Annotated in this window: 25 protein-coding genes and 5 tRNA genes; 21 read left to right on the forward strand and 9 right to left on the reverse strand. The window is 55.1% G+C overall.

The features are described 5' to 3' along the window. The first annotated feature begins 72 nt into the window (after positions 1-72). The 3 genes from sucC (at position 73) to EV102420_RS12315 (ending at position 3,232) form a co-directional block, all read left to right on the forward strand. Positions 73-1,239, forward strand: a complete 1,167-nt coding sequence (gene sucC / locus EV102420_RS12305) for an ADP-forming succinate--CoA ligase subunit beta (RefSeq protein ID WP_042392144.1) — start codon at positions 73-75, stop codon at positions 1,237-1,239. Next, positions 1,239-2,108, forward strand: coding sequence for a succinate--CoA ligase subunit alpha (gene sucD / locus EV102420_RS12310; RefSeq protein ID WP_042392146.1), 870 nt, complete (start codon positions 1,239-1,241; stop codon positions 2,106-2,108). Before sucC ends, sucD begins: the two co-directional genes overlap by 1 nt. 203 nt (positions 2,109-2,311) lie before the next feature. Then, the gene (locus tag EV102420_RS12315; protein WP_042392149.1) at positions 2,312-3,232 is read left to right on the forward strand and encodes a LysR substrate-binding domain-containing protein; all 921 of its coding nucleotides are present in this window, start codon (positions 2,312-2,314) and stop codon (positions 3,230-3,232) included. Here the strand turns inward: EV102420_RS12315 and EV102420_RS12320 are convergent. From EV102420_RS12320 to glmS, 8 genes are all read right to left on the reverse strand, one after another. Then, positions 3,215-4,873, reverse strand: coding sequence for a FumA C-terminus/TtdB family hydratase beta subunit (locus EV102420_RS12320; RefSeq protein WP_042392152.1), 1,659 nt, complete (start codon positions 4,871-4,873; stop codon positions 3,215-3,217). The two genes, EV102420_RS12315 and EV102420_RS12320, sit on opposite strands and share 18 nt — an antisense overlap. A 24-nt stretch (positions 4,874-4,897) precedes the next feature. Then, complete coding sequence (locus EV102420_RS12325; protein ID WP_042392153.1) at positions 4,898-6,163, reverse strand: dicarboxylate/amino acid:cation symporter; 1,266 nt, start codon at positions 6,161-6,163, stop codon at positions 4,898-4,900. 127 nt (positions 6,164-6,290) lie between these two features. Then, the gene (locus EV102420_RS12330; protein WP_042392154.1) at positions 6,291-6,608 is read right to left on the reverse strand and encodes a DUF4387 domain-containing protein; all 318 of its coding nucleotides are present in this window, start codon (positions 6,606-6,608) and stop codon (positions 6,291-6,293) included. Beyond that, entirely contained in the window at positions 6,605-7,975 is a 1,371-nt protein-coding gene (locus EV102420_RS12335; protein WP_042392156.1) for an acyclic terpene utilization AtuA family protein, read from the reverse strand. The genes EV102420_RS12330 and EV102420_RS12335 overlap by 4 nt, the downstream gene beginning before the upstream one ends. A gap of 3 nt (positions 7,976-7,978) precedes the next feature. Continuing rightward, entirely contained in the window at positions 7,979-9,220 is a 1,242-nt protein-coding gene (locus EV102420_RS12340) for a methylaspartate ammonia-lyase (RefSeq protein WP_042392159.1), read from the reverse strand. Next, the gene (locus tag EV102420_RS12345; protein ID WP_042392161.1) at positions 9,217-10,665 is read right to left on the reverse strand and encodes a methylaspartate mutase subunit E; all 1,449 of its coding nucleotides are present in this window, start codon (positions 10,663-10,665) and stop codon (positions 9,217-9,219) included. The genes EV102420_RS12340 and EV102420_RS12345 overlap by 4 nt, the downstream gene beginning before the upstream one ends. A 6-nt stretch (positions 10,666-10,671) precedes the next feature. Then, positions 10,672-12,072: a methylaspartate mutase accessory protein GlmL gene (glmL, locus tag EV102420_RS12350; RefSeq protein WP_042392162.1), complete on the reverse strand. Its 1,401-nt coding sequence runs from the start codon at positions 12,070-12,072 to the stop codon at positions 10,672-10,674. Continuing rightward, positions 12,072-12,521, reverse strand: a complete 450-nt coding sequence (gene glmS, locus EV102420_RS12355) for a methylaspartate mutase subunit S (RefSeq protein ID WP_042392164.1) — start codon at positions 12,519-12,521, stop codon at positions 12,072-12,074. Before glmS ends, glmL begins: the two co-directional genes overlap by 1 nt. A gap of 848 nt (positions 12,522-13,369) precedes the next feature. On the opposite strand from glmS, the gene cydA reads away from it, so the two are divergent. The 18 genes from cydA (at position 13,370) to pnuC (ending at position 25,337) form a co-directional block, all read left to right on the forward strand. Then, positions 13,370-14,971: a cytochrome ubiquinol oxidase subunit I gene (gene cydA, locus EV102420_RS12360; RefSeq protein ID WP_042392166.1), complete on the forward strand. Its 1,602-nt coding sequence runs from the start codon at positions 13,370-13,372 to the stop codon at positions 14,969-14,971. Positions 14,972-14,986: 15 nt separating this feature from the next. After that, positions 14,987-16,126, forward strand: coding sequence for a cytochrome d ubiquinol oxidase subunit II (cydB, locus tag EV102420_RS12365; RefSeq protein WP_042392168.1), 1,140 nt, complete (start codon positions 14,987-14,989; stop codon positions 16,124-16,126). Between the two features lie 14 nt (positions 16,127-16,140). Continuing rightward, entirely contained in the window at positions 16,141-16,254 is a 114-nt protein-coding gene (cydX, locus tag EV102420_RS21405) for a cytochrome bd-I oxidase subunit CydX (protein ID WP_072015250.1), read from the forward strand. Beyond that, positions 16,254-16,547 (forward strand): cyd operon protein YbgE, encoded by a 294-nt coding sequence (gene ybgE / locus EV102420_RS12370; protein WP_042392169.1) that lies wholly within the window; start codon positions 16,254-16,256, stop codon positions 16,545-16,547. The genes cydX and ybgE overlap by 1 nt, the downstream gene beginning before the upstream one ends. Before the next feature lie 147 nt (positions 16,548-16,694). Continuing rightward, positions 16,695-17,099, forward strand: a complete 405-nt coding sequence (gene ybgC, locus EV102420_RS12375; RefSeq protein WP_042392171.1) for a tol-pal system-associated acyl-CoA thioesterase — start codon at positions 16,695-16,697, stop codon at positions 17,097-17,099. Continuing rightward, on the forward strand, positions 17,096-17,788 hold the full coding sequence (gene tolQ / locus EV102420_RS12380; RefSeq protein ID WP_072015251.1) for a Tol-Pal system protein TolQ: 693 nt from the start codon (positions 17,096-17,098) through the stop codon (positions 17,786-17,788). The genes ybgC and tolQ overlap by 4 nt, the downstream gene beginning before the upstream one ends. A gap of 3 nt (positions 17,789-17,791) precedes the next feature. After that, positions 17,792-18,220, forward strand: a complete 429-nt coding sequence (gene tolR, locus EV102420_RS12385) for a colicin uptake protein TolR (protein ID WP_042392174.1) — start codon at positions 17,792-17,794, stop codon at positions 18,218-18,220. Between the two features lie 39 nt (positions 18,221-18,259). Next, positions 18,260-19,546 (forward strand): cell envelope integrity protein TolA, encoded by a 1,287-nt coding sequence (gene tolA / locus EV102420_RS12390; protein ID WP_042392176.1) that lies wholly within the window; start codon positions 18,260-18,262, stop codon positions 19,544-19,546. 130 nt (positions 19,547-19,676) lie between these two features. Further along, positions 19,677-20,969 (forward strand): Tol-Pal system beta propeller repeat protein TolB, encoded by a 1,293-nt coding sequence (gene tolB, locus EV102420_RS12395; protein WP_042392177.1) that lies wholly within the window; start codon positions 19,677-19,679, stop codon positions 20,967-20,969. A gap of 34 nt (positions 20,970-21,003) precedes the next feature. Beyond that, on the forward strand, positions 21,004-21,525 hold the full coding sequence (pal, locus tag EV102420_RS12400; protein WP_042392179.1) for a peptidoglycan-associated lipoprotein Pal: 522 nt from the start codon (positions 21,004-21,006) through the stop codon (positions 21,523-21,525). Between the two features lie 9 nt (positions 21,526-21,534). Beyond that, positions 21,535-22,329: a cell division protein CpoB gene (gene cpoB, locus EV102420_RS12405; protein ID WP_042392181.1), complete on the forward strand. Its 795-nt coding sequence runs from the start codon at positions 21,535-21,537 to the stop codon at positions 22,327-22,329. A 175-nt stretch (positions 22,330-22,504) separates the two neighbouring features. Continuing rightward, positions 22,505-22,580: transfer RNA gene (locus tag EV102420_RS12410), tRNA-Lys, on the forward strand. Between the two features lie 34 nt (positions 22,581-22,614). Then, positions 22,615-22,690 (forward strand) — tRNA-Val (locus EV102420_RS12415). Positions 22,691-22,693: 3 nt separating this feature from the next. Beyond that, positions 22,694-22,769: transfer RNA gene (locus EV102420_RS12420), tRNA-Lys, on the forward strand. Positions 22,770-22,817: 48 nt separating this feature from the next. After that, a tRNA-Lys gene (locus EV102420_RS12425) sits at positions 22,818-22,893 on the forward strand. A 23-nt stretch (positions 22,894-22,916) separates the two neighbouring features. Continuing rightward, positions 22,917-22,992 (forward strand) — tRNA-Lys (locus tag EV102420_RS12430). A 518-nt stretch (positions 22,993-23,510) separates the two neighbouring features. After that, positions 23,511-24,551 (forward strand): quinolinate synthase NadA, encoded by a 1,041-nt coding sequence (gene nadA, locus EV102420_RS12435; protein ID WP_042392182.1) that lies wholly within the window; start codon positions 23,511-23,513, stop codon positions 24,549-24,551. Positions 24,552-24,617: 66 nt separating this feature from the next. Beyond that, positions 24,618-25,337 carry a nicotinamide riboside transporter PnuC gene (gene pnuC / locus EV102420_RS12440; protein ID WP_042392184.1) on the forward strand — a complete coding sequence of 240 codons (720 nt, stop codon included), beginning with the start codon at positions 24,618-24,620 and terminating at the stop codon, positions 25,335-25,337. Here pnuC and zitB read toward each other — a convergent pair. Further along, positions 25,334-26,278, reverse strand: coding sequence for a CDF family zinc transporter ZitB (zitB, locus tag EV102420_RS12445; protein WP_042392186.1), 945 nt, complete (start codon positions 26,276-26,278; stop codon positions 25,334-25,336). The two genes, pnuC and zitB, sit on opposite strands and share 4 nt — an antisense overlap. Between the last annotated feature and the right edge of the window lie 52 nt (positions 26,279-26,330).

The raw sequence follows: 26,330 nt of genomic DNA on the forward strand, positions 1-26,330 counted from the left end.
GCCCGGCGGCGCGTTGTTCGCCGGGCCGATAAAATCATGACCTGACGATTACCTGAAAAATGGACGGAACAGATGAACTTACATGAATACCAGGCAAAACAGCTGTTTGCCCGCTACGGTTTACCCGCGCCGGTAGGCTATGCCTGCAATACGCCACGCGAAGCAGAAGAAGCCGCCTCAAAAATCGGCAGCGGCCCGTGGGTAGTCAAGTGCCAGGTACACGCCGGTGGCCGCGGTAAAGCGGGCGGCGTTAAAGTCGTTCACAGCAAAGAAGAGATCCGTGCGTTTGCCGAGCACTGGCTGGGCAAGCGTCTGGTGACCTACCAAACGGATGCCAACGGCCAGCCGGTTAACCAGATCCTGGTAGAAGCGGCGACCGATATTGATAAAGAACTCTACCTGGGCGCAGTTGTTGACCGCAGCTCTCGTCGCGTAGTGTTCATGGCCTCTACCGAAGGCGGCGTGGAAATTGAAAAAGTGGCGGAAGAGACGCCGCACCTGATCCACAAAGTCGCGCTCGATCCGCTGGCCGGCCCAATGCCGTACCAGGGACGCGAGCTGGCATTTAAACTGGGCCTGGAAGGTAAGCAGGTTCAGCAGTTCACCAAAATCTTTATGGGCCTGGCGACCATCTTCCTTGAGCGCGACCTGGCGCTAATCGAGATCAACCCGCTGGTGATCACCAAGCAGGGCGACCTGATCTGCCTCGACGGCAAGCTGGGCGCTGACGGCAACGCGCTGTTCCGCCAGCCGGATCTGCGCCAGATGCGCGACCACTCTCAGGAAGACGCCCGTGAATCACAGGCGGCACAGTGGGAGCTGAACTACGTTGCCCTCGACGGCAACATCGGCTGCATGGTTAACGGTGCGGGCCTGGCAATGGGCACCATGGACATCGTTAAGCTGCACGGCGGCGAACCGGCTAACTTCCTTGACGTGGGCGGCGGCGCAACCAAAGAGCGCGTAACCGAAGCGTTCAAAATCATTCTCTCCGACGATAAAGTGAAAGCCGTACTGGTTAACATTTTCGGCGGTATCGTGCGCTGCGACCTGATTGCCGACGGCATCATTGGTGCGGTGGAAGAAGTAGGTGTTAACGTTCCGGTTGTAGTTCGTCTGGAAGGGAACAATGCCGAACTGGGCGCACAAAAACTGGCTGACAGCGGCCTGAACATTATCGCAGCGAAAAGTCTGACGGACGCAGCACAGCAGGTTGTTGCCGCAGTGGAGGGGAAATAATGTCCATTCTGATCGACAAAAATACGAAGGTAATTTGCCAGGGCTTCACCGGTAGCCAGGGGACCTTCCACTCAGAGCAGGCCATCGCCTATGGTACGCAGATGGTTGGCGGCGTGACCCCAGGCAAAGGCGGCACCACACACCTCGGCCTGCCGGTGTTCAACACCGTGCGTGAAGCCGTTGAAGCGACTGGCGCAACCGCCACCGTGATCTACGTTCCGGCGCCGTTCTGTAAAGACTCGATTCTGGAAGCCATCGACGCAGGCATTAAGCTTATCATCACCATTACCGAAGGTATCCCGACGCTGGATATGCTGACGGTAAAAGTGAAGCTGGACGAAGCGGGCGTGCGGATGATCGGTCCAAACTGCCCGGGTGTGATCACCCCAGGCGAATGCAAAATCGGCATCATGCCGGGCCACATCCACCAGCCGGGTAAAGTGGGCATCGTTTCCCGCTCCGGTACGCTGACCTATGAAGCGGTTAAGCAGACTACCGACTACGGCTTCGGCCAGTCTACCTGCGTCGGTATCGGCGGTGACCCGATCCCTGGCTCTAACTTTATCGATATTCTGAAGCTGTTCGAATCCGACCCGCAGACCGAAGCGATCGTCATGATCGGTGAGATCGGCGGTAGCGCGGAAGAAGAAGCGGCTGCTTACATCAAAGATCATGTGACCAAACCGGTTGTCGGCTACATTGCTGGCGTGACCGCGCCAAAAGGCAAGCGTATGGGTCACGCAGGGGCGATCATCGCCGGTGGTAAAGGCACTGCAGACGAGAAGTTTGCCGCGCTGGAAGCCGCAGGGGTGAAAACCGTGCGTAGCCTGGCAGACATTGGCGAAGCGCTGAAATCTATTATTAAGTAAATAAAAAATCTCGACATGGTTGGCCACCGCAAGGTGGCCTTTTTTATTGTCTGTACAAATACTTCTCTAAATTACATATTCCTCTTAAATAATTATCAGGAAATAGTCGATAGCGATCACGATATAGTGAATATTCTCGCTGAGAGTGCGGGTGGAGTAATAAGGAGTGATAGGATATCGCCCAAAAGTACCAGGGAGGCAGTATGCGAGGGAAGTTACCTAAAACAGAACTACTCATCACCTTTGAGGCCGTGGCACGCCATGAGAGCTATACCCGTGCCGCAGAGGAGTTGGCCTTGACCCAAAGTGCGGTGTTCCGCCAGATGTCGGCGCTGGAAGATTTTCTGAATACCGAGCTGTTCAGCCATGCTAAAAAACGTATTTTCCTCAACGACGCCGGGAAATATTATCTCGACATGGTAAAGGATACATTAAATAAATTTGAGCGTGATACCCATGCTATTATGACCTGGCAGCCAACGTCACGCGTTGTTGAGCTGGCCGTTAACCCCACGCTGAGCACCCACTGGCTTATTCCCAAGCTTGGCGAGTTTACGCAATGCTATCCCGATATCGTGGTGAATATTAACTCATTGGCAAGCGTCGGGGATTTTCTTAATCGCGGCTACGATGCGGCTATCATGCGGGAAGATTTCTGCGCCCCCCTGGCTCGGGTCGACTCCCTGTTTGAAGAGGAGCTGCTGCCGGTGTGCAGCAGGACATTGCCAGGCTACGTCGGGAAGAAGATAAAGGTGGAGCGGCTGCTGGATAACTTTACGCTGCTGCATCAGAGCACGCGTATTGAGGGCTGGGCCGAATGGTTCTCCCTCTCTGGTATCAGCAGCCCGAAGGTGAAGCTTGGTCCGCGTTTCGACCTTATCTCGATGCTGATTGCGGCCGTGCGTTCGAAGCTGGGCGTCGCGCTGCTGCCGCGCTTTTCCGTCCAGCACGACCTTGATAACGGCAGCATGGTCATTCCTTGTGACGTGCCCATGCGTACCGGCAATCGCTTTATACTGACGTGGCGGGACGACGGCGTGGCGTCGGGTGGAATGCTGCTCTTCCGCGACTGGCTGTTAAAAAAGTCAGCGGCCGAGCAGCACGCGCTATTTAAGACTCTGTGACGGGCAGAGATTACAGTCGTGACGCTGTTCAAACTGCTGGTAAAAGTTATTGCCTTTGTCATCCACCAGGATAAACGCAGGCATATCTTTTACCTCCATCATCCATACCGCCTCCATGCCCAGTTCGGCATACTCCAGGCAGCGCAGGCTGCGGACGTAGTCCTGGGCTAGCAGGGCCGCTGCGCCACCGATGCTGCCCAAATTAAACCCGCCGTGCCTGGCGCAGGCATCGGTCACCTGCTGGCTGCGGTTGCCTTTTGACAGCATCACCAGGCTGCCGCCCGCGGCTTGAAACGCATCTACATAACCGTCCATGCGGCCACCGGTCGTGGGGCCCAGCGATCCCGCAATGCCACCTTCCGGTGTTTTAGCCGGGCCAGCGTAGTAAACAATGTAGTTCTTCATGTAGTCAGGCAGAGCCACACCCGCATCAAGCCTGGCCTTGAGCTTGGCATGGGCGATATCCCGGGCAACAACCAGCGGGCCGCTCAACGAGAGGCGTGTTCCTACTGTATAGCGGGATAGCTCGTGCATCACCTCGCGTAACGGCCGGTTGAGATTGATTCTGACCCCCGTGCTGTCGCCAGGCATACGTAGCGTCTCAGGAATAAACCGTCCTGGGTCGCGCTCCAGCTTCTCTAGCCAGAGGCCGTGTCGATTGATTTTACCCTTGATGTTGCGGTCGGCAGAGCAGGAGAGGGCGAGGGCAATCGGGCAGGAGCCGCCGTGCCGCGGCAGGCGTATTACCCGGATGTCGTGAGCAAAATACTTACCGCCAAACTGCGCCCCGATGCCCAGCGTCCGGCTGGCGTTAAGCAGCGTTGCCTCAAGGTGCAGATCGCGAAACGCCTGACCATGCTCATTACCGCGCGTGGGCAACGTATCGTAGTACTTCGTCGATGCCAGCTTGGCTACCTTCATCGCATGCTCAGGGGAGGTTCCGCCAATAACGAAAGCAATATGGTAGGGCGGACAGGCGGCGGTGCCGAGCGCCTGCATTTTCGCTATTAAAAAGGGGACCAGCTTCTCTGGAGCAAGAATGGATTTAGTCTCCTGAAACAGCGCCGCCTTGTTAGCCGAGCCGCCACCTTTGTTGATAAACAGAAATTTGTATTCATCCCCCGGGATCGCCGCGATATCAATTTGTGCGGGTAGATTCGTGCCGGTGTTCACCTCAGTGTACATATCCAGCGGCGCGTTTTGTGAGTAGCGCAGGCTATGTTCCTGAAAGGTTTCGTAGATGCCCAGACTTAACGCCTCGGCATCGTTGCAGCCGGTCCAGATTGACTGCCCTTTTTCGGCTACGATGGTCGCAGTGCCGGTATCCTGGCAGTAGGGCAGAATACCCTTGGCCGAGACCTCGGCATTACGCAGCAGCTGCAGGGCAACGTAACGATCGTTTGCGCTGGCCTCGCGATCGTGAAGGATCGATGCAACCTGTTTAATATGAGCGGTGCGTAAGAAAAAGGAGGCCTCGTAAAAAGCCAGCTTTGCCAGCACCATTAATCCTTTTGGATCCACGGCAATCAGCGTTTTATTATCTGCTTCGATAATCGAGACATATTGGTCGCTCAGCAGATAATATTCAGTCAGGTCTTTATCATGCGGAAAAGGATCTTGCCAGATAAAAGGTTTATTCATAATAGTTTCTCGTTAATCTGTTTATTACAATCGCGCAAGCTGCGATGCTTTTCCGCGGCAGCCTTCACCAAAGTGTTCTCCCTCCCAGCGGCTAACCAGCGCTGCGCCCATAGCATTACTCATTACGTTCGTGGCGGAACGGCCCATATCGAGGAAGGGGTCAACGCCCATTAATAGAATCAGTCCGGCTTCAGGAATATTGAATTGGTTGAGAGTGGCAGCAATAACCACCAGCGAGGCGCGCGGCACCCCAGCCATGCCTTTGGAGGTCAGCATGAGAATAAGCAGCATAGTGATCTGCTCGCCCATACCAAGATGAATATTGCATGCCTGGGCGATAAAAAGGGTGGCGAAGGAGCAGTACGCCATTGAGCCAACAAGGTTAAACGAGTAGCCGATTGGCAAAACAAAGCTGGCGATTTTCGGCGAAACGCCAAACTTTTCCAGCGCCTTCAGCGTGCCGGGAAAGGCGGCTTCCGAGCTGGAGGTGGTAAACGCCAATAGCGCAGGCTCGGCGATCCCTTTGGTCAAGCGGAGAACACAGGGGCCAATCGTCGCCAAAGAGATACCAATTAAAATGACCCATAGCAGCCCAAGGGTCATATAAAACTCGCCCATAAAGATCCCGGCGCTGACCAACACGCCCAGCCCACGCTCGGCGATCATGGCCGAGATAGCGGCAAACACCGTGAAGGGGGCAAAGAGCATAACGTAGCCGGTAATTTTAAGCATCACCTCCACCAGCGAGTCCAGCACATGGACGATGGGCGCGCCTTTATCGCCGATGGCCGCCAGCCCGCAGCCTAAGAAGATAGAGAAGACGACAATCTGCAGAACCTCATTGCGGGCCATAGCGTCAACGATGCTGGTGGGAATAGCATGCGAAATAAACACCTTAAAAGTAAAAGGTTCTGCCTTTAACGCGGCGACGCTGGCGGCGTCGTGGGCAACAAAGTTGATTCCGGCACCGGGCTGGAAAATATTAACAATAACTAGGCCTAAGGCAATGGAGATCAGCGAGGCACAGATAAACAGCAGCAGGGTCTTGGAGAAAATGCGCCCCAGCGTTTTGGCATCGCCCATTTTTGCAATTCCAACGACCAATGTTGAAATAATTAACGGCGCGATGATCATTTTGATCAGCCGCAGAAATATCGCGGTTAAAATTGAGATGTCCTGCGAGTAGGCTTTTGCCGTTTCAACCGTGGCGACGGTATTAATAATAAATCCGGCAATGATACCCAGAACAAGGCCCGCGATAATCATCGTGGTTAAGCTTTTCGACTTCATTTTCACTCCATCGGATTGAGGCGCTGGTGGTGCAAAAGTTATGTTTTCAATTCTGTCTAATGACCAGCAAGTTTTAGAACAGGGGTACGCGATGGCGTACCCCGTAAAGGGTTAGGGTTATAGGGCGTTAAATATCAAACACGATGTCTAATAACGGCGCATGCTGCTGAGCGCCATACACGTCGTTGTCTCCTCTGTTACCTGAAACGATACCCCTCGGCAAAATGGCTTTAACGGCGTTAGCCGGGTCGAACCAGACGATGCGGGGAAGCTGTTTCTCGTCCAGGTTGTACAGGCGCGCAACTAGCTGGGCGGTAAACTGCCCGGAAGCTTTAACGGCCAGATAGTCGCTCTGCTGCTTAAACAGAATATCCAGCACCAGCTCATAGGGTCCGGCGTTTTTAGACCGGATCACCAGGGCCAACGAACGAATGGGCTGTTTCATGCCACTACTCCTTCTGGCGTGACCTGCTCAAGGACGAAGGGGAACTTCAGCGCCTCGCTGGCCTCAATAAGGTGGTAGACCGAGAACTCATAGACCGGGCCGCAAGGGACATCCGAAGGTGAAAAGGGGAATGCCAGGTTGCCCGCCGTAGCGATCCGGCCTTCGTAGCCATAGTGCAGTAGCGTCGAGCGCACCAGCGAGCAGACGCTGTTAGCAAGCGGCTGGTCCGGGGCCACCACGTCGAGAACGATCCCCAGCTCGTGTCCGGCCTGGGGTACAGGCTCATGTTCACCCATTACGCCGTTTTTGCCGTAGAGGTGGAAAGTAATGCGGATCTCTTCCGCGTTGAGGCTCAGATTGCTAATGACGCTGGACTTCACCTCTTCAAGGATGGTTTCAATACTGGCGATCATGATGGGATCGCGAACGCCAGCGATGGTCAGGCAGCGGTAGCCCACCAGCCGGGCACCCTCCAGCTTTAACCGATAGGGCGTGGTCTCGTGGCGGGAGCCGCTGACGTAGACCTCTCTCTCATTTACCGCTTTGAAGGTGCAGGCCTGCAAGTTGAGCACGCCGCCGGGACCCGGCAGAAAGTAGGGATCGGACTTTTCATACAGCGTATGGGCTGCCGCAGAGGTTTCGGTAAACTTCCGCTTGGGGTTAAACACCTTCAGGGTGAAACCATGTTCGTCGAGGATCCCCATAGCGCAATCCGATCCCGATCCCGGCGTGGCGGCGATGGCGGCACACTCAAGGATCTTCCCGCAGTGCAGCGCCAGCCCCTCGTCAAAGCCCTGCATGATAGGCAGGGCCGCAAAACAGGCGGGATCGTAAGCGCGTCCGCCTAAAACCACCTGCGCTCCGGCCGCCAGCGCGCGCTGAAAAGGCTCCACGCCCATCTGCGCGACGATGGAGGTGCTGTCATCAATATCCTGATGGGTTAACGGCGGCACAAAGTCGAGGGCGGTGATGTTGCCTGCATCCAGCGCCTGATGAACGATCTGCTTATCGACATTAGCGGGGATGGTTGCCAGCGTAAACGTGAGCTGCTCTTCACGGGCGATCTCCAGCACGATCTCACGACACCACGCGAGATGCGGAGCCGCACCCGAGCCGCCCGCCGTGCCGATAACCACCGGGATGCCCTGTTTAACCCCGGCTGAGATCATGTAGCGCAGGTCGCGCTTTACCCCGGCGCGATCGGTAAAGGGCTTTCCCGCGCCGAGATAGTGCGGGCCGGGATCGGACGAGCCTGCATCCACGGCGATCAGGTCCGGGGATTCAGCCAGCGCGCTTAAAAAGCTCTCCTCTGGAAAGCCGTAACCAAGGATGGCGGTCGGCGACAGGATCTTAAAGGTCTTTGCCATTGCTTAACTCCTTGCCTGCAGGAGTGCAAGGGTGCGCTGCATTTCGTTAAAGACAATATTAAGACCTTCGTCAAATCCCATGCCGGGTTTGACTAGCATACGCATGGGACGGGCGGCGAGGGCAACGTGTACGCAGGTTCTGGCGCTTACCTCTGTCTCATTACAGGTGCCGCCCTGGTAGGCTTCCATTCCATGCTTGTTGCAGTAGAGCACCGCATCAACAATGTTATGAATGCTGCCCAGATCGGGCGTTTTGATCTGCACCATGTGGCAGCTACCGGCGTCGGTAAAGTCGACAATATCCTGATAGGTGTTGCACCACTCGTCGGCAACAATTTTGACTCCGGACCCCAGCTTCGTCAGCTCGCGGGTGATCGCCGTCAGGAGACGGATCTGATCGGCTTTGTTACCGGCGTCAACCGGCCCCTCAATATAGAGCGGTAGACCCTGGGTCTCTTTTTCAAGACTGGCGATATAGTGAGCGCAGCGCTGCGGATCCTGATCAAAGATCAGGCCGATAGTGCCGTAGACGTCAATGTGCAGGGTAGGGTGGTAGCGTGGGCTGGTGCGTAGCGTCATTACGCGGTTTGCCAGCCAGCGCACATAGTCACGCAGCTTCTCACCGTCGTAGCCCAGCTTCTCTTCCACGTTGTTAATCAGCGCATGGGGTAGAACGTTAACGCCCTTGAGGATCATTTTATCCACGGCGATGTAGCGGTCGTCTCCGCTCTGGCCAAACAGCGGAATAGGCTCGGCAATCGTCGGCAGCTGCCATTCATCGGTGATAACCTCTGCTTTGAGTCGGCCCGTTGCCAGTGCGGCGGCATCCAGCAGCGCCTGTGAGAGGCCATAGCGGACGGCGGTGTGCAGCGGTTTACCCTCGATGCGCAGCGTGTCGAAAAAGCGGGTGTTGGGCAGGAAAGCCTGCACGTCGCGGCCCTCCAGTAGGGGCTTAATATGATCGTTGAGCCACGGAATAAAGGTTGCCGCCAGGAAGAGCGGGTCGCGCCCACCGGCCCCCGAGTACTGCACCGCCGCACAGTCACCCACGGCAACGGCACCGTTCTCCAGGATGAGCTGCACGCAAACGCACTCACCGGCCTGGCGCACCGAGGTAAAGCCCGGCGTGACCGCTTGACCGGTATAGATAAAGCCGTCATGGCCTGCACCGTTCTTAATGGCCTGCTGATCGTCAAAGTAGAAGGAGGAGTAACCTGCGGTAAAAAGCGCCTGTTTAATTTTCATTCTGGTCTTCCTATTAACTTGCTGTGGGATACGGCATTGATATCGTCAACAACCATCTGGAATGAGGCAGGGCGGCGTTCAACGCTGGCGCGGGCGGCAACAAAGTCGTGGTGCATCGCCAGAATGTCATCCGGGAGCGGGACGGCGCCAGGCTCCAGGATGCGGATAGCACCTGCGTTATCGCGCACCGGCGTCATCTTGCCTGCGTTACAGGCCGCCGGTGCAAAGGGGATATCCAGCACGCCAGCTTCAAAAGCCAATACCGTTCCGCGGGCGATATCGCCGTTGCCGAGCGCAAACACGCGATCCAGCACGGCACGCACTTCACGTTTAATGAGTTCAACTTCAAGATCGACCGCGCGACAGGCCGGGAAGGGCTGATCGCGAACCATGTTGAGCATCTGACGCGATGCCTTAAGTCCCTGGGCATTCGCGGCAGCGGTAGGAATGCCAAAGGCTTCATGGGGACTTTTGGTAATGACCTTGGTTGCGCCCGCCATGCCAGCGACGGCTGCGCCCCAGGCGATCACTGAAAATGCCTTTGCTTCATCCTCCGGGAAGCCGCCCATCCACTGATGGAAGACGGTGCTGAGCTCGTAGTCGTCGTAACCCTGCTGGTGAAAATAGTCATGGGAAAGTTCGCGCAGGGCTTTAACGGCGGCAACGTCCTGGGTCAGGCTGCCCACCTGGCCATAGCCCACGGTAATAGAGCGCACGCCCTGCTCCAGCGCCAGTAACCCTTCAATGATGGCAACCGCATGCGACATAAACGGTGGGATCAGTGTCCCGGTCAGGGGGCCGAAAGGCTCGCGGTTAATTCGGATGCCGTGCTCTTCATACAGGCCAATCAGGCGATCGCAGTACTGCCAGTCACGCAGGGATTTTTCGAGCGTGACGCGTTTTGCATAGGGAATGTTGTAGGAGATGCCGCCCCCCTCGTAGCTGGTAAAGCCGCTGGCGAGAGAGATCTCAGCCAGCAGCCGTGCGTCAGGCGTGCCGTGCCGGACCTGAAGTGGTTTTTGCAGGGATTCGGTCAGGTGGCGGCAGGCAGCCACGCCGTGGTTAACTACCGGTAATCCGTTAAGTTTTGAGGTCCCCGCCTCAAGGGATTTTTGAATGCCTACTGCGGCATCTTCGTAGCGGTTCAGACGGGTATAGGCGTCTATGGTGGTCGGCAGCAGATCGCACTCCTGCTCCAGCACCTTAAGCAGAGCAATATGCTCATCCAGCAGCGCTACGCCCGCACGGGGCTGGCTGAGGGTAATACCCTGTTCATCTGCAATACGCAGCGCTCGGGCGAAGTTTTTGTTCTCAGGGATGGTCTGCTGGTACTTTACGCCATCTTCGAAATGGGTAACGTCCTTCCCGGTCGGCCAGGTTTCCAGAACACCGTGCCGCTCAGACATGAAATCATCATGGGTTATCTTTTTATTACTGAGTTCCATTCGTTGCTACCTTGGGTTTGGGGTTAAACAGTGAATGCTGGCAAGCGCAGCCGCCTGGGGATAGAGCCTGGCGCTATTCGCCAGCAGGGGGATCAGGCCTTTTTCATCCCGGTAGTAGTCGAACTGCGTGGGCAGCAGGATCCGGTTACCGCGGGCATCGAGATCGCGGTATTTAAGCCAGCGATGAATATCAAACGTCGCTGCACGGGATAGCCAGCCGCCGGAGCCCACCACTTTGCGCACCGGGGTAAGGTCACGCCCAATCTGCAGATCGACCGTGCCTGCACTGGTCGCCACCGTTTTTTTTGTTCCCGCATGGCGTTCGCTGGCATAGGCCACGCATAGTCCGGCCAGCAGGGCGTCGAAACGGTGCTCTTCAGGGCTGGTGGGCAGGGAGTCGGGGCAGGAAGCGAGTTTGTTGAGGTAGCGGTAGAACGCGGCGTGCAATTCGGGCTGCATGGCAAAGAGCGAGTCAATAAGCGCCCGGGTGCTTTCGCCGACCACTGCCGCAGAGACGCGCATCCCTAAGTCGCCCTCAACGGTGCGTTTTACAAAGGGTTCAGGCAGGCCATGGAGAACGGTATCCGGAGAGAGGGTACTGGCGCAGGCGGAGTAGACGTCAGTGGTTGCGCCCCCCATATCAATCAGCATGAATGATTGCCAGGCATCGTCATGCTGGCTCATCAGCTTGACCAGCTCATAGACCGTCCATGGCGTAGGCATGGGCGTTTCACCCGTCTCATCCACGATGACGTCCAGCCCTTTCCCCTTCACGATGCGTGAGAGGAAGATGTCACAGATCGCCTGGCGAGCGGGTAGGGGGTTGGGTGAATCCAGCTCAGGGAGAATGTTATCCACTATGGTGAGCTGCTTATGGGCCAGCAGCTGCTGAACCTCGTGCTGAATGTCACGGTTTCCGGCGTAGACAATGGCACAATCCAGTTCGGACGTAGCAAGTAGCCGCGCGTTGTTCAGGCCATAGCGCGTCTCTCCGCCATCGGTTCCGCCAGCGAACAGCAGAATATCGGGCGGGGATGCCTCAAGCTGGCGAATATCCTGTGGCGTCAGCGTGTAGGCATAGTACTGGGCGATTTTTGCTCCTGCCGAATGTGCGGTAACCTTCGCTGCCTCAAGCGTAATAGAGGGTACTAAACCCATCGCGGCGACGGCCAGTCCACCTTTAGCGGAGGAGGAGTATTTCAGCGTAACGTCACCCCGTCTGAGCAGCGGTCTGGCATTCGCGACCTCTAGCAGGTGATGCAGGCAGGTAAAAAAACCTTCCGCAAGATGATGAGTGGTGGTTGGCGTGACCGCCTGGTTAAGAAGGCGCAGGTTATTATCACCTTCAATTTCAAAAAGCGCGGCCTTGGTCCAGGTTGAGCCAATATCGACGGATACCGTACGCATTACACAACCTCTTCCGGCTGCGGGCGGTAATTAGTTAATTTATTGTTAATATCGCTGGCGATTAATTCACAAACGTCCTCCAAATCGTGACTCGGAGAAAAAACGCGATCGAAGCCCATCTGTTTAAATTTGTGCTCAACGTCAACAAAATCGTGTTTGCCGACCACGAGGTTGCCTCCGACGTAAAGTAAAATCTCTCCGACCCCACGCTCAATGCAGCGCTCACGTAAGCCAAGACAGTCAATATCGCCGTGACCGTAAATAGAGGAGACCACAATAGCGTCGGCGCCGGTTTCGATAGCGGCGTCAATGTACTCATCCTGGCTGACCATGACCCCGAGGTTGATCACCTGAAAATCATGGGCGGTAAAAACGCGATCCAGCACTTTGTTGCCGACGGCATGGCAGTCGGCACCAATTACGCCAATAACGAGCGTTGGTTTTTTCATGAGGCATCCCCTATTCATTTTCACTAAGATGAGCATCTTTCAGGCTGAGAAGCACAAAGGCTATGGAATAGGGAAAAGTGTGCGGCGAGGGCAGATGAGAGGCAATTGATCTATTTTCAAAAGCTCTTTCGCTAAAAAATGATTTAATGCTGATCAATATTTAACTAATTGATATTCAATGGATATTTATGCTTATTGATGGCTATGCAGATAATAAGTTGAGAGTTTTATCTTTTAATAGTAACTGTCAATTGTGACTTATCTCTAAAAATACAATCTCAGCGTGCTATTTGAATAATAGATATTTATTAAAGTTCACCGCTAGTTATAATTAAAAAGATATGTATCGCAGAAAAAGCTTATTAAGCCGTGGTTATAAAAAGTGATCTTTGTCACCTCGACACCCTTTTTAACTATCAATCCTTTGTTGGAACATATTTTTAACATATCTTTCACCATAAGAACTACATCGATACATTGTTAACAATTGCGGTGAAAATTGATTTAGATCAATATTTAAAACATGGAAAAAATTTCTAAAAGTCGTTAAATTGTCGCTGATCAAAATGGTCAAAAAGTTGTAAACTGGCGATAAATTGATCCCCGTCGAAAAACGTAAAAAAGGTTTATTAAAAACCTATTTATTGTAAGGGATTTGCGGCGTAATATATCGCGAGATCAATTTGGGATTTTATTAACCTGTCTGTAACTTTTCGTTGCGGTTGGCTCTTTTTTTGTGTGACAGCAGCAGTGAAAAGCAATAGATAATTTTGTATTGGGGCATGTGTGTGAACCCTCTCTAACGGGGTTTGCTCTCGAAGTCTTCATGCGATGCGCAAGGAGTCATGATGTTAGATATAGTCGAACTGTCACGCTTGCAGTTTGCCTTAACCGCGATGTACCACTTCCTTTTTGTTCCGTTAACGCTCGGTATGGCGTTTTTACTGGCAATCATGGAAACGGTCTACGTTCTGTCCGGCAAACAAATCTATAAAGATATGACCAAGTTCTGGGGCAAGTTGTTTGGTATCAACTTTGCGCTGGGCGTGGCTACCGGCCTGACCATGGAGTTCCAGTTCGGGACTAACTGGTCCTATTACTCTCACTACGTAGGCGATATCTTTGGTGCACCGCTGGCCATCGAAGGCCTGATGGCGTTCTTCCTGGAATCCACCTTTGTTGGCCTGTTCTTCTTCGGCTGGGATCGCCTGGGCAAAGTGCAGCATATGGCGGTGACCTGGCTGGTTGCGCTGGGCTCTAACCTCTCTGCTCTGTGGATCCTCGTGGCAAACGGCTGGATGCAGAACCCTATCGCGTCGGATTTCAACTTTGAAACCATGCGTATGGAGATGGTGAGCTTCTCTGAACTGGTGCTAAACCCGGTTGCCCAGGTGAAGTTTGTTCACACCGTGGCAGCGGGCTACACCTGCGGCGCGATGTTTATCCTTGGCATCAGCTCCTACTATCTGCTGCGCGGCCGCGATATGGCGTTCGCCAAGCGCTCCTTTGCCATTGCTGCCAGCTTCGGCATGGCTGCCGTGCTCTCTGTGATTGTTCTGGGCGATGAGTCCGGCTATGAGATGGGCGACGTGCAGAAAACCAAACTGGCCGCTATTGAAGCCGAGTGGGAGACCCAACCGGCACCGGCGGCGTTTACCCTGTTTGGTATTCCGGATCAGGATAAGCAAGAGAACAATTTTGCTATCCAGATCCCGTATGCGTTGGGCATTATCGCCACGCGCTCCGTTGATACACCGGTTATCGGTCTGAAAGACCTGATGGTGCAGCATGAAGAGCGTATCCGTAACGGGATGAAGGCTTACCAGCTGCTGGAAGAGCTGCGTGCTGGCTCCACCGATCAAAACGTGCGCGACCAGTTCAACAGCATGAAGAAAGACCTCGGCTACGGCATGCTGCTGAAGCGCTACACGCCTAACGTCACCGATGCGACCGAAGATCAGATCAAGCAGGCTACGCAGGACTCTATTCCACGCGTTGCGCCGCTCTACTTTGCATTCCGTATCATGGTCGCCTGTGGCGTGCTGATGCTGCTGATCTTCGCTGTCTCCTTCTGGACCGTTTGCCGTAACCGTATCGGCAGCAAATCCTGGCTGCTGCGCGCCGCGCTGTACGGTATTCCGCTGCCGTGGATCGCTATCGAGACCGGCTGGTTTGTTGCAGAGTATGGCCGTCAGCCGTGGGCGATCGGTGAGGTACTGCCAACCGCCGTCGCTAACTCCTCGCTGACTGTAGGCGACCTGCTGTTCTCGATGATCCTTATCTGTGGCCTCTACACGCTGTTTATGGTGGCGGAAGTGTTCCTGATGTTTAAGTTTGCTCGCCTTGGGCCGAGCAGTCTGAAAACGGGTCGTTACCACTACGAGCAGGCTAACGTTGAGACCGATACCCAGTATGGGCAGTCCACCGTTGCTTCTCAGCCGGCACGCTAAGACAGGAGTCGTCAAATGATCGATTATGAAGTATTACGTTTTATCTGGTGGCTGCTGGTTGGCATTTTGCTGATTGGCTTTGCGGTCACCGACGGCTGGGACATGGGCGTGGGTATGTTAACCCGCTTCCTGGGTCGTAACGACACCGAACGCCGTATTATGATCAACTCCATTGCACCGCACTGGGACGGTAACCAGGTGTGGCTGATCACCGCTGGCGGCGCGCTGTTTGCTGCCTGGCCGATGGTCTACGCCGCTGCCTTCTCCGGCTTCTATGTGGCGATGATCCTGGTGCTGGCCTCGCTGTTCTTCCGTCCGGTGGGTTTCGACTACCGCTCGAAGATTGAGGATCCGCGCTGGCGCAACATGTGGGACTGGGGCATCTTTATCGGCAGCTTTGTGCCGCCGCTGGTGATTGGCGTGGCATTCGGTAACCTGCTGCAGGGCGTGCCTTTCCATATGGATGAGTACATGCGCCTCTTCTATACCGGTAACTTCTTCCAGCTGCTGAACCCGTTTGGTCTGCTGGCAGGCGTGGTGAGCGTGGCGATGATCCTGACGCAGGGTGCAACCTATCTGCAGATGCGTACGGCGGGCGAAGTATATGTCCGTTCACGGACCACGACGCAGGTGGCGGCGCTGGTGACCATGGTCTGCTTCGCGCTGGCAGGCGTTTGGGTGATGTTCGGTATCGACGGCTATGTGGTGACCACGGCTATCGATCATCACGCGGCGTCTAACCCGCTGACTAAGCAGGTGGCGCGTGAGGCCGGTGCCTGGCTGGTGAACTTCAACAACACGCCGATCCTGTGGTTGATCCCGGCGCTGGGCGTTGTGTTACCGCTGTTTACCTTTGTTGCGGGTCGTCTGAACAGATCGGCATGGGCGTTCTTCTTCTCGTCCCTGACGCTGGCCTGCATCATTCTGACCGCCGGTATTGCGATGTTCCCGTTCATCATGCCGTCCAGCACGGTGCTGAACGCCAGCCTGACCATGTGGGATGCCACATCGAGCCAGATGACGCTGAACCTGATGACCTGGGTTGCCGCGGTGTTTGTACCGATTATCCTGCTCTACTCCTCGTGGTGCTACTGGAAGATGTTCGGTCGCATTACCAAAGAGCATATTGAAAGCAACACGCACTCTCTGTACTAAGTAAGGAGCATACAATGTGGTATTTCGCATGGATTTTAGGAACGCTTCTTGCCTGTGCATTTGGCGTGATTACCGCCCTGGCGCTGGAGCACGTTGAAGCGAGCCAGGCAGGTAAAGAAAAAGCCTGATGGTAAGTCTTATCGCAAAACTGTATGCGGTAATGGATAAGGGCCCGCTCAGGGCCCTTTCTCTGGTGATGGCGCTGGTGCTGGCAGGCTGCATGTTCTGGGATCCCAGCCGCTTTGCGGCGAAGACCAGCGACTTGACCGTCTGGCATGGCCTACTGCTGATGTGGGCCGTCTGTGCAGGCGTGATCCACGGAGTCGGCTTTCGTCCGAAAGCCGTTCACTGGCAAGGGATCTTCTGCCCGCTCATCGCCGATATCGTCCTTGCCGCAGGGCTCATCTTTTTCTTCTTTTGAATAAGAAATGTCCGTTAACCATATGGGCTTGCATAAGCCCATAAATTTTTACGCTGCGTTTACTTCAACCCATTCCAAACCACCTTTCCCCCGCGTATAGTAGCAGCGTTTGAACGCTCTACTTATATTGCATTACCGGGATGTAAAGTGAATACAACGTTATTTAAGTGGCCGGTTCGCGTCTACTATGAAGACACCGATGCCGGTGGTGTGGTTTACCACGCCAGCTACGTCGCTTTTTACGAGAGAGCACGCACGGAGATGTTGCGACATCACCACTTTAGCCAGCAGGTTTTGTTGGCAGAGCGTGTAGCATTCGTAGTCCGTAAGATAACGCTGGAGTATTTTGCACCCGCCAGACTCGACGACATGCTCGAAGTCCAAACGGAAATTACATCAATGCGTGGAACCTCTCTGGTCTTCACGCAGCGGATCGTCAATGCAGAGAATAATGTGCTGAACGAAGCTGAGGTACTGATTGTCTGCGTTGATCCACTCTTAATGAAGCCTCGTGCGCTTCCCAAGTCTATTGTCGCGGAGTTTAAGCAGTGACTGACATGAACATCCTTGATTTGTTCCTGAAGGCAAGCCTTCTGGTCAAACTTATCATGTTGATTTTGATTGGTTTTTCTATCGCATCTTGGGCAATCATTATTCAGCGAACGCGTATTCTTAACGCTGCTACCCGTGAATCCGAAGGATTCGAGGACAAATTCTGGTCTGGCATCGAGCTTTCCCGCCTCTATCAGGAGAGTCAGGGCCGCCGTGAAAACCTGTCTGGCTCAGAGCAAATTTTCTACAGCGGATTTAAAGAGTTTGCCCGCCTGCACAGGGCGAACAGCCATGCGCCGGAAGCGATCGTGGAGGGGGCATCCCGTGCGATGCGTATCTCCATGAACCGCGAGCTGGAGACCCTGGAGACGCACATTCCATTCCTCGGCACCGTGGGGTCTATCAGCCCGTATATCGGTCTGTTCGGTACGGTGTGGGGGATTATGCACGCCTTTATCGCGCTGGGCGCGGTTAAGCAGGCGACCCTGCAGATGGTTGCGCCGGGGATCGCGGAAGCGCTGATCGCTACCGCTATCGGCCTGTTTGCCGCTATTCCTGCGGTTATGGCCTATAACCGTCTGAACCAGCGCGTTAACAAGCTTGAGCTGAACTACGACAACTTTATGGAAGAGTTCACCGCAATTCTGCATCGTCAGGCGTTTACCAGTACCGAGAGTAATAAGGGGTAAGCCATGGCCAGAACACGCGGTCGGGGTCGTCGTGAGCTAAAGTCCGAGATCAATATCGTACCGTTGCTCGACGTACTGCTGGTGCTGCTGCTGATCTTTATGGCGACGGCACCCATCATTACGCAGAGCGTAGAGGTTGATCTGCCGGATGCGACCGAGTCGCAAACCGTCAGCTCCAATGACGATCCGCCGGTTATCATTGAGGTTTCCGGCGTGGGTCAATACAGCGTGGTAGTGGAAAAAGATCGCATGGATCAGCTACCGCCGGAGCAGGTGGTTGCTGAAGCGCAACGCCGCCTGCAATCCAATCCGAAAACGGTCTTCTTAATCGGTGGCGCGAAAGAAGTGCCTTACGATGAAATAATTAAAGCGCTGAATCTGCTCCATAGCGCGGGCGTGAAGTCGGTTGGCTTAATGACCCAGCCTATCTAATCCGCTGCTGAGCAGGCAGACAGTTTTTGGGAACCGAGAGTGTCAAAGGCAACCGAACAAAACGACAAGCTTAAACGAGCCATCATTATTTCAGCGGTGCTGCACGTCATTCTGTTTGCAGCGCTGATCTGGAGCTCGTTTGATGAGCATATAGATGCCTCTGCAGGCGGCGGCGGTGGCTCGGCCATTGACGCCGTTATGGTCGATCCCGGCGCGGTAGTGCAGCAATATAATCGTCAGCAGCAACAGCAGGCGAGCGCGAAGCGTGCAGAAGAGCAGCGTGAAAAACAGGCGCAACAGCAGGCGGAAGAGCTGCGTGAAAAGCAGGCCGCCGAGCAGGAGCGTCTGAAGCAGCTGGAAAAAGAGCGTTTGCAGGCGCAGGAACAGGCCCGCGAGCAGGCCCAGCAGCAGAAACAGGCTGAAGAGGCGGCGAAGCAGGCACAAGAGAAACAGAAGCAGGCTGAAGAAGCTGCGGCGAAGGCAGCGGCTGACGCGAAAGCGCAGGCCGATGCTCAGGCGAAGGCAGCAGAAGAGGCGGCACAAAAAGCCGCAGCGGATGCGAAAGCCAAAGCCGTAGCCGAGGCAAAAGTCGCGGCCGACGCGGCGAAGAAAGCCGCAGCTGACGCCCAGAAGAAAGCCGAAGCTGAAGCGGCGAAGAAGGCGCAGCAGGACGCTGAGAAGAAAGCTGAAGCCGAGGCCGCTAAGCAGGCAGCGGAGAAAGCCGCTGCCGCCGAAAAAGCTGCCGCTGAGAAAAAGGCTGCTGCACAGAAGGCAGCGGAAGAGAAGGCTGCTGCTGCCGCAGAAAAAGCGGCTGCTGCGAAAGCCGCTGCGGCTGAAAAGGCCGCCGCCGGTAAGAAAGCTGCTGCTGATAAAGCTGCAGCAGCCAAAGCGGCTGCGGCGAAGAAAGCGGCCGCGGCAGAGAAAGCCGCTGCGTCAGACGTAGACGATCTGTTCGGTGACCTCAGTTCAGGTAAGAATGCGCCGAAAACCGGCGGTGGCGCGAAAGGAAATAACGCAGCCCCGGCAGGAAGTGGTAGTACTAAAAACAATGGCGCGTCGGGTGCGGATATCAGCAACTACGCCGGGATGATCAAATCAGCGATCGAGACTAAGTTTTATGACGCGTCGTCGTATGCAGGTAAAACCTGTACGCTGCGCATAAAACTGGCCCCGGATGGTTTGCTGTTGGATATTCAGTCCGAAGGTGGCGATCCTGCGCTCTGTCAGGCTGCTTTAGCCGCAGCACGTCAGGCGAAGATCCCGAAACCGCCGAGCCAGGCAGTTTACGAAGTGTTTAAAAATGCTCCACTGGACTTTAAACCTTAGGTTACACTTTCCCCACGTAAAGGTGGAAAGGGTACTACTGTTTCCACTGGGCTGTGGTCATTTTGGATATTTAGTTTGTTAACATTCTGCTAAATTATCGCGGGTTTACCGCCCGGATAAGGGAGATGAGATGAAGCAGGCATTACGTGTAGTGTTTGGTTTTTTAGTGCTGTGGGCGGCCGTGCTGCACGCGGAAGTGCGTATCGAGATTACCCAGGGCGTAGACTCTGCGCGCCCGATTGGCGTAGTACCTTTCCAGTGGGCGGGACCTGGCGCTGCGCCTGAAGATATCGGCGGCATCGTGGGTGCTGACCTGCGCAACAGCGGCAAGTTCAACCCGCTGGATCGCTCTCGTCTGCCGCAGCAGCCGGGCAGCGCTCAGGAAGTTCAGCCTGCAGCCTGGTCTGCGTTGGGTATTGATGCCGTGGTCGTTGGGCAGGTAACGCCTAACCCGGACGGTAGCTATAACGTGGCCTACCAGCTGGTTGACACCGGTGGTGCGCCGGGTACCGTGCTGGCTCAGAACTCCTATAAGGTGAACAAGCAGTGGCTGCGCTATGCGGGCCATACTGCCAGTGACGAAGTGTTCGAGAAGCTGACCGGTATTAAAGGTGCATTCCGTACGCGTATCGCTTACGTAGTTCAGACCAACGGCGGTCAGTTCCCGTACGAGCTGCGCGTCTCTGACTACGATGGCTACAACCAGTTCGTTGTACACCGTTCACCGCAGCCGCTGATGTCACCGGCATGGTCTCCGGACGGCAGCAAGCTGGCCTACGTCACCTTTGAGAGCGGTCGTTCTGCGCTGGTGATCCAGACGCTGGCTAACCGTTCCGTACGTCAGGTTGCCTCGTTCCCGCGTCACAACGGTGCACCGGCATTCTCTCCAGATGGTTCTAAACTGGCGTTCGCTCTCTCGAAAACCGGTAGTCTGAACCTCTACGTGATGGATATCGGCTCTGGCCAGATCCGTCAGGTTACCGACGGTCGTAGCAACAACACCGAACCGACCTGGTTCCCGGACAGCCAGAACCTGGCCTTTACCTCTGACCAGGCAGGCCGTCCGCAGGTTTATAAAGTCAACGTTAACGGCGGTGCTCCGCAGCGTATCTCCTGGGAAGGTTCTCAGAACCAGGATGCTGACGTCAGCAGCGACGGCAAATTTATGGTAATGGTAAGCTCCAACGGTGGGCAGCAGCACATTGCCAAACAAGATCTGGCAGCGGGTGGCGTACAAGTCTTGTCGTCAACGTTCCTGGATGAAACGCCAAGTCTGGCACCTAACGGCACTATGGTAATCTACAGCTCTTCTCAGGGGATGGGATCCGTGCTGAATCTGGTTTCTACAGATGGGCGTTTCAAAGCGCGTCTTCCGGCGACTGATGGACAGGTCAAATTCCCTGCCTGGTCTCCGTATCTGTAATAATAATTAATTGATTACTAAAGGAATCAAAGAAATGCAACTGAACAAAGTGCTGAAAGGGCTGATGCTGGCTCTGCCTGTTATGGCAATCGCAGCGTGTTCTTCTAACAAGAACGCAAGCAACGACCAGAGCGGCGAAGGCATGCTGGGTGCCGGCACTGGTATGGACGCAAACGGCAGCGGCAACGCCTCTTCCGAAGAGCAGGCACGCCTGCAGATGCAGCAGCTGCAGCAGAACAACATCGTTTACTTCGATCTGGACAAGTTCGATATCCGTTCTGACTTCGCTGCGATGCTGGATGCGCACGCTAACTTCCTGCGTAGCAACCCGTCCTACAAAGTCACCGTAGAAGGTCACGCTGACGAACGTGGTACCCCTGAGTACAACATCTCCCTGGGTGAGCGTCGTGCTAACGCCGTTAAAATGTACCTGCAGGGTAAAGGCGTTTCTGCTGACCAGATCTCCATCGTTTCTTACGGTAAAGAGAAACCTGCAGTACTGGGTCACGACGAATCAGCTTACGCTAAAAACCGTCGCGCAGTACTGGTTTACTAAGAGAATTGCATGAGCAGTAACTTCAGACATCATCTGATGAGTCTGTCGTTACTGGTTGGCATAGCGGCCCCCTGGGCCGCTTTTGCGCAAGCGCCAATCAGTAGTGTCGGCTCAGGCTCGGTTGAAGACCGAGTCACCCAACTTGAGCGCATCTCTAACGCTCACAGCCAGCTTTTAACTCAGCTTCAGCAGCAGCTCTCTGACAACCAGTCCGATATCGACTCTCTGCGCGGTCAGATTCAGGAGAGCCAGTATCAGCTGAATCAGGTTGTTGAACGCCAGAAACAGATCCTACTGCAGATTGACAGTCTGGGCAGCGGCGGTGCGGCAGCAGCGCAGCCAGCGGCAGGCGATCAGGGCGGGGCGGCTACCGCCACACCTGCTCCTGCAGCCGGAGCAGCAGCGGCCCCCAACGCGCCGGTACAGAGCGGTGACGCGAATACCGACTACAACGCAGCCATCGCCCTGGTGCAGGATAAATCCCGCCAGGACGATGCTATCGCCGCGTTTAGCAGCTTTGTGAAAAAGTACCCGGACTCCACTTATGTTCCTAATGCGAACTACTGGTTGGGTCAGTTGAACTACAACAAGGGTAAAAAAGACGATGCGGCATTCTATTTTGCCTCGGTCGTTAAAAACTATCCAAAATCTCCCAAGGCACCGGACGCGATGTTTAAGGTCGGGGTGATCATGCAGGAGAAAGGGGATACTGCCAAAGCCAAAGCGGTTTATCAGCAGGTTGTAAGCAAATATCCTGGCACCGACGGCGCGAAACAGGCGCAGAAAAAACTCAGTGCGATGTAATGAATGCGGCATGACCAGATATCGCTCTATTTCTGGTCTTGTCGGGTGAATCATAAGCAGTTAAGTGATCTCGCTCGAAATTTTAGTTGCGCCAACTTCATAAATCAGTAATATATGCCGCCGTTGCCACGGGATATCGCACCGCCCGAAAGCAGCGCAAAAGCGGTAAAACAGTGGGTCGTTAGCTCAGTTGGTAGAGCAGTTGACTTTTAATCAATTGGTCGCAGGTTCGAATCCTGCACGACCCACCACTAAATGATGGAAACATCACACCAGCAATACAGTGGGTGATTAGCTCAGTTGGTAGAGCATCTCCTTTACACGGAGGGGGTCGGCGGTTCGAGCCCGTCATCACCCACCACTCGGGTCGTTAGCTCAGTTGGTAGAGCAGTTGACTTTTAATCAATTGGTCGCAGGTTCGAATCCTGCACGACCCACCACTTTCTGGTGGTACCGAGTAAAATAATCTTCGAAGTCAGCACCCGAATGGGTCGTTAGCTCAGTTGGTAGAGCAGTTGACTTTTAATCAATTGGTCGCAGGTTCGAGCCCTGCACGACCCACCACTTCGAAGAGAGTTCCCCAAAAGGGGTCGTTAGCTCAGTTGGTAGAGCAGTTGACTTTTAATCAATTGGTCGCAGGTTCGAATCCTGCACGACCCACCAATTTCAACATACTAATGAATGTTGAACGTGAAGGATAACGTTGCGTAGCAACGGCCCGAAGGGCGAGGCAAAGCCGAGTCATCCTGCACGACCCACCAATGCAAAAAAGCGCCCTAAAGGCGCTTTTTTGCTATCTGCGATATGCCGTTTTCACAGTACTGCTTTTGTAGGTCGGGCAAGCGAAGCGCCGCCCGACGCAACGACATACTGCCGGGTGGCGCTGCGCTTACCCGGCCTACGACGTATCATCATTCTGCATCTGTTAGCGGCTCATTGTATGGGCTTTGCGATAGTTGTATGAAAACCTCTTCTGGCGACACGAACTTAGCAATTGTAACCACATTGCTGTTCTTATGGCTTCGCCAGCATTCCACCTCAACGTCACAGCCGCTTAATTGATGTGACTTTTTGTCTGCAATCCGCTATCTTGTTTAGTATATAAAACACAAATGCCGCATCCTCCGTTTTACCTCGCAGGTCTGGGCATTATTGTTAAGTCAGCAAAACGAGAAAGCATGATGAGCGTAATGTTCGATCCTGAAGCTACGATTTACCCCTTCCCGCCGAAGCCGCGTCCGTTGAGCCTCGACGAAAAAGCGTTTTACCGCGAAAAGATCAAAAGGCTACTGAAGGAGCGGGATGCGGTGATGGTGGCCCACTACTATACCGACCCAGAGATCCAGCAGCTTGCCGAGGAGACCGGCGGCTGTATCTCTGATTCGCTGGAGATGGCGCGCTTTGGAGCGAAGCATCCTGCTTCCACGCTGCTGGTAGCCGGGGTGCGCTTTATGGGCGAGACCGCTAAGATCCTCAGCCCGGAAAAAACCATTCTTATGCCGACGCTCGATGCCGAGTGCTCTCTCGATCTTGGCTGCCCCATTGAGCCGTTCAGCGCCTTTTGCGATGCGCATCCAGACCGTACCGTGGTGGTTTACGCCAATACCTCGGCCGCCGTTAAGGCGCGAGCGGACTGGGTCGTCACCTCCAGCATCGCCGTCGAGTTGATCGAGCATCTGGATAGCCTCGGGGAGAAGATCATCTGGGCGCCGGATCGTCATCTCGGCAGCTATGTGCAGAAGCAGACCGGGGCGGACATTCTCTGCTGGCAGGGAGCGTGCATCGTCCACGACGAGTTTAAAACCCAGGCGCTGGCGCGCATGAAAGCGCTCTATCCTGACGCGGCCGTTCTGGTTCACCCTGAGTCACCGCAGGCGGTAGTGGAGATGGCGGACGCCGTGGGCTCAACCAGCCAGCTGATCAACGCGGCGAAAACCCTGCCGCATCCGCAGCTTATTGTCGCCACCGATCGCGGGATCTTTTACAAGATGCAGCAGGCCGTACCGGGGAAAGAGCTGCTGGAAGCGCCTACCGCCGGTGAGGGCGCAACCTGTCGCAGCTGTGCACACTGCCCGTGGATGGCCATGAACGGCCTTCAGGCTATCGCTGAGGGGCTGGAGAAGGGCGGGGCGCTGCACGAGATCCATGTCGATGCGAAACTGCGTGAAGGGGCGCTGCTGCCGCTTAACCGGATGCTGGATTTTGCCGCAACGCTGCGTTAATTACGTACCGTGCGATAACGGCTATGATTGTTAAGACAATTTCACTTTTTGACAGGCGGGGCAGAAATGGATTTTTTTAGTACGCAGAATATTTTGGTTCACATACCGCTGGGGGCGGGCGGCTACGATCTCTCGTGGATCGAAGCGGTAGGCACTCTCGCCGGGCTGCTGTGCATCTGGCTCGCCAGCCTGGAGAAGATCAGCAACTACGCTTTTGGTTTGATCAACGTGACGCTGTTTGCGGTGATCTTTTTCCAGATCCAGCTCTACGCTAGCCTGCTGCTGCAGCTCTTCTTCTTCGCGGCTAACATCTATGGCTGGTATGCCTGGTCGCGGCAAACGACGCAGAACGAGGCCGTGCTGCAGATCCGCTGGCTGCCGCGCGGCAAGGCGATTGTCTGGCTGGTTATCTGCGCCCTGGCGATTGGCCTAATGACTCTGTTTATCGATCCGGTGTTCACTTTCCTGACCCGTATTGCGGTCTCTATTATGCAGGCGCTGGGTTTAAACGTGGCGATGCCTGAGCTACAGCCCGATGCCTTCCCGTTCTGGGACTCCTGTCTGATGGTGCTGTCGATTGTAGCCATGGTGCTGATGACCCGCAAATACGTTGAGAACTGGCTGCTATGGGTCGTAGTTAACGTCATTAGCGTGGTGATCTTTGCCCTGCAGGGCGTCTACGCCATGTCGCTGGAGTACCTGATCCTGACCTTTATTGCATTAAACGGCAGCCGGATGTGGATAAACAGCGCGCGGGAACGAGGCTCACGCGCGCTGGTTGGCTAGTGGTGATGATGATGGGCGTGACCGGAGGGCAGGGTATTGAGATCGCACTCCGGTCCGCTGCACGGACGGTACTCCATCTGGATCGTCACGTGTGAAATCTCATAGTGATGAATCAGAAAGTGCTGGATGCGCTCCAGGAGCGCATCATGATCGTGCGGAGGAATAACCTGCACGTGCAGGGTCATCACCGACTTCTCGCCCACCGTCCAGACGTGCACATGGTGTACGTCCCGCACCTCCGGGATATCCCGGCGCAGATGGCGACGCAGCGCCGCAATATCCAGCGATACCGGTGCGCCCTCCAGCAGTTCATTGACGCTCTCTTTAAGCAGCGTCCAGGCGCTGCGCAGCACCAGACAGGAGACCAGCACCGAAAGTATCGGGTCAACCGGCGTCCAGCCTGTCCACAGGATCACCAGCGCCGCAACAATTGCTCCCACGGAGCCGAGCAGATCGCCCAATACATGGAGCGCCGCGGCCCGCACGTTCAGGTTTTTCTCTTCGCTGCCGCGATGCAGGATCCAGAATGAGACGATGTTAGCGACGAGGCCCGCTATGGCAATGCCCAGCATAGTGACACCCGCCACCGGCTGCGGATGGTAGAAGCGCACAATGGCTTCCCAGACAATCATAAAGGTGATGGCGACCAGAGCGAGGGCGTTAACGAACGCCGCCAGGGTAGTGAGGCGCAGCCAGCCGAAGGTACGTTGGGCACTCGGCGGACGGCGGGCAAAGCGCACGGCCAGCAGCGCAAAGAGCAGGGCAGCGGCATCGGTAAGCATATGACCCGCATCTGCCAGCAGCGCCAGCGAGCCGGAGACAAGGCCGCCAATAACCTCGACCACCATAAACAGGGCGGTGACGCTAAAGGCCAACAGCAAACGACGGGCGTTGCCATCATGGTGTTCAGAAGGGGAAGCGTGTGAGTGGTGATGCGCCATGAGTTTTATTCCATTTTATATATTCTCAGCGACTTACATCATTGCAGATTTT

It is taken from the genome of Pseudescherichia vulneris NBRC 102420 (genome assembly GCF_000759795.1).
Lineage (GTDB): Bacteria > Pseudomonadota > Gammaproteobacteria > Enterobacterales > Enterobacteriaceae > Pseudescherichia > Pseudescherichia vulneris.

Bases quoted from the DNA above. Each gene is read 5' to 3' on its own strand.
- sucC (WP_042392144.1), top strand. From the start codon at position 73: ATGAACTTACATGAATACCAGGCAAAACAGCTGTTTGCCCGCTACGGT.
- sucD (WP_042392146.1), top strand. From the start codon at position 1,239: ATGTCCATTCTGATCGACAAAAATACGAAGGTAATTTGCCAGGGCTTC.
- EV102420_RS12315 (WP_042392149.1), top strand. From the start codon at position 2,312: ATGCGAGGGAAGTTACCTAAAACAGAACTACTCATCACCTTTGAGGCC.
- EV102420_RS12320 (WP_042392152.1), bottom strand. From the start codon at position 4,873: ATGAATAAACCTTTTATCTGGCAAGATCCTTTTCCGCATGATAAAGAC.
- EV102420_RS12325 (WP_042392153.1), bottom strand. From the start codon at position 6,163: ATGAAGTCGAAAAGCTTAACCACGATGATTATCGCGGGCCTTGTTCTG.
- EV102420_RS12330 (WP_042392154.1), bottom strand. From the start codon at position 6,608: ATGAAACAGCCCATTCGTTCGTTGGCCCTGGTGATCCGGTCTAAAAAC.
- EV102420_RS12335 (WP_042392156.1), bottom strand. From the start codon at position 7,975: ATGGCAAAGACCTTTAAGATCCTGTCGCCGACCGCCATCCTTGGTTAC.
- EV102420_RS12340 (WP_042392159.1), bottom strand. From the start codon at position 9,220: ATGAAAATTAAACAGGCGCTTTTTACCGCAGGTTACTCCTCCTTCTAC.
- EV102420_RS12345 (WP_042392161.1), bottom strand. From the start codon at position 10,665: ATGGAACTCAGTAATAAAAAGATAACCCATGATGATTTCATGTCTGAG.
- glmL (WP_042392162.1), bottom strand. From the start codon at position 12,072: ATGCGTACGGTATCCGTCGATATTGGCTCAACCTGGACCAAGGCCGCG.
- glmS (WP_042392164.1), bottom strand. From the start codon at position 12,521: ATGAAAAAACCAACGCTCGTTATTGGCGTAATTGGTGCCGACTGCCAT.
- cydA (WP_042392166.1), top strand. From the start codon at position 13,370: ATGTTAGATATAGTCGAACTGTCACGCTTGCAGTTTGCCTTAACCGCG.
- cydB (WP_042392168.1), top strand. From the start codon at position 14,987: ATGATCGATTATGAAGTATTACGTTTTATCTGGTGGCTGCTGGTTGGC.
- cydX (WP_072015250.1), top strand. From the start codon at position 16,141: ATGTGGTATTTCGCATGGATTTTAGGAACGCTTCTTGCCTGTGCATTT.
- ybgE (WP_042392169.1), top strand. From the start codon at position 16,254: ATGGTAAGTCTTATCGCAAAACTGTATGCGGTAATGGATAAGGGCCCG.
- tolR (WP_042392174.1), top strand. From the start codon at position 17,792: ATGGCCAGAACACGCGGTCGGGGTCGTCGTGAGCTAAAGTCCGAGATC.
- tolB (WP_042392177.1), top strand. From the start codon at position 19,677: ATGAAGCAGGCATTACGTGTAGTGTTTGGTTTTTTAGTGCTGTGGGCG.
- pal (WP_042392179.1), top strand. From the start codon at position 21,004: ATGCAACTGAACAAAGTGCTGAAAGGGCTGATGCTGGCTCTGCCTGTT.
- cpoB (WP_042392181.1), top strand. From the start codon at position 21,535: ATGAGCAGTAACTTCAGACATCATCTGATGAGTCTGTCGTTACTGGTT.
- nadA (WP_042392182.1), top strand. From the start codon at position 23,511: ATGAGCGTAATGTTCGATCCTGAAGCTACGATTTACCCCTTCCCGCCG.
- pnuC (WP_042392184.1), top strand. From the start codon at position 24,618: ATGGATTTTTTTAGTACGCAGAATATTTTGGTTCACATACCGCTGGGG.
- zitB (WP_042392186.1), bottom strand. From the start codon at position 26,278: ATGGCGCATCACCACTCACACGCTTCCCCTTCTGAACACCATGATGGC.